The organism is Marinomonas transparens, from assembly GCF_016463975.1.
Lineage (GTDB): Bacteria > Pseudomonadota > Gammaproteobacteria > Pseudomonadales > Marinomonadaceae > Marinomonas > Marinomonas transparens.
Window position 1 is genome coordinate 1 of the sequence record NZ_JAEMNX010000016.1, and the last position, 2,069, is coordinate 2,069.

General features: G+C 45.7%; 3 protein-coding genes. All 3 read left to right on the forward strand.

The window, feature by feature from the left end; translation table 11 throughout:
- Positions 1–214 precede the first annotated feature (214 nt).
- The 3 genes from I8J31_RS13335 (at position 215) to I8J31_RS13345 (ending at position 1,902) form a co-directional block, all read left to right on the forward strand.
- Complete coding sequence (locus I8J31_RS13335) at positions 215–457, forward strand: type II toxin-antitoxin system Phd/YefM family antitoxin (protein ID WP_199469075.1); 243 nt, start codon at positions 215–217, stop codon at positions 455–457.
- Positions 454–717, forward strand: a complete 264-nt coding sequence (locus I8J31_RS13340) for a Txe/YoeB family addiction module toxin (protein ID WP_199469076.1) — start codon at positions 454–456, stop codon at positions 715–717. Before I8J31_RS13335 ends, I8J31_RS13340 begins: the two co-directional genes overlap by 4 nt.
- Before the next feature lie 525 nt (positions 718–1,242).
- The gene (locus I8J31_RS13345; RefSeq protein WP_199469077.1) at positions 1,243–1,902 is read left to right on the forward strand and encodes an antA/AntB antirepressor family protein; all 660 of its coding nucleotides are present in this window, start codon (positions 1,243–1,245) and stop codon (positions 1,900–1,902) included.
- The last annotated feature ends 167 nt before the right edge of the window (positions 1,903–2,069 follow it).

Consider the following 2,069-nt stretch of genomic DNA (forward strand, 5'->3'; position numbering starts at 1 on the left):
AAAGCCAGTCATATCAAGTGATTGGCTTTTTATTATCCGCTGTAGGGAATTAATAGGACAGACATCTTAGGAAATCAGTAAAGCCAAGGGTTTTAGTCTGTGTTTCTTGCAAATTGCGCTGACAGTTAGCGTTATTGTTTAATTGCGTACGTATTGACGAACGTATCTGATAGGGTACAATTTACTGACAAGTTAATTGATCTTGAGGTGTAGGATGGCTGGGATTACGGCAACAGAGGCACGTGGTAATTTATATCGGCTCATTGATGAAACGGCAGCTTCGCATCAGCCAGTTATGATTACTGGTAAGCGTAATAACGCGGTTTTAGTATCGGAAGAAGACTGGTCTGCGATTCAGGAAACACTGTTTTTGCTGTCCGTTCCTAATATGCGTGAGTCTATTCGCGAGGGTATGGATACTCCTATTGGTGAGTGTGATGAGGAGTTGGATTGGTGACATGGCGGTTGGTTTATACAAGGCAAGCTCAGAAAGATGCCAAAAAATTAGCATCAAGTGGGTTGAAACCAAAAGCACAAGCCTTGCTCGCTTTAATTGCCGAAGACCCGTATCAAAAACCACCTCCGTTTGAAAAGCTTATTGGTGACCTAGCTGGTGCGTATTCACGCAGAATTAATATTCAACACCGTCTTGTGTATCAAGTATTAGCAACCGAGAAAGTTATAAAAGTGCTTCGGCTTTATAGTCACTATGAGTAATGACTTAAAAATTCATTAGGTCACCCACTTTTCAAAGCCAGTCATATCAGGTGATTGGCTTTTTGTTATGTAGGAAATGGTTACCATCACAGACCAGCTTTGAAGCAAAATGACATTCCAGCGAGGTAGGCGCTAGTTTCGAGTAGGAATGTCATTTTGCGGCAACGACCAATCCAACTAATGTCTCCGTTACTTGCAGTTGACCCCTTTTCATTCCTTTGTTTCAGCTCCCGAAAAAAAGCGACTAGCCTTCGTCATTGACCCTCTCTGCGTTTTACTCTAGCATTCCTCTTGCACTGGCAAAATCCAGTGTCGGGATTGGAACCCCGCTTAAACTACAGCGGCTTAAAACACGCACCGCGTGTTTTTTTATGGCCGAGATCCGCCTGTTAGGGTGGGTCTGTCTTGGGCTAGCTTCGGCTAGGCCGTACCTGTGGGCGGTAGTTCCAACCTGATTCAGACCCACCACCTTACTGAGATTGGAACCTCACTAGGTGGTTGAAGCAAAACTACAGGAGGCCAACTATGGCTATTAAACGGATTCCTCTTTATACCTGTTTACTCAACGGACAACCTGCTGACACGGTCAGCGCCCGTGATCTTTATGCCTTTCTGCAACTCGACCGCGACTTTTTCCATTGGGTGAAAACCAGCCGTTCTAAGTTGTATTTCGTCAAAGAAAGAGACTTCATTATTATCGACAACCTGATGTGGCCCGCGTCAGATGTAAACGCCAGCGTGCAGAAGACCAAGGACTATTTCCTCAGTCTCGACATGGCCTATGAAATGGCGATGGAAGAAGAGGGCGAGCTAGCCCAACAAGCCAGTGATTACCTAAGAGATTGCGATACCCCGCAACAGGCTTACATTGCGATTCAAGATAGGCCCTTTGTTCGGCGGGCTGTGGGCCAAGTCATGAAAGCAACGACCACCATCCCCTTACCAATAGGGGCCCAAGTCAAGCAAGACGATCTAGATCAATATCAAGCATTGGGTAAAGCCACCCAGTCCATGGCACCCGACGAAGACTTGCTGGTCTTGCCCATTCATGAAGTCAGCAAAACCATTGAAACCTTAGCTCTCTACCGAGACAAGGTGATCGAACTGCATGGCTTGTCAGTCTGGATGGAGCAGCACATTACCAACCTTCATGCTTACATCAACCATCAGTTTATGGAGGGGTAGGCGTTATTATTGATAGCAAGCAGTGCAAAAAAATGGCCTTCTGATTCAGAAGGCCATTTTTTTTGCAGGAGCAAAGGTTCATTTAAAGCGAGTATTCCTTACCGCAATGGCTTACCTTGCCGTTACTTGAAACTCGCCGACCAAGGAGTTCAGTTTGAGCGCGGATA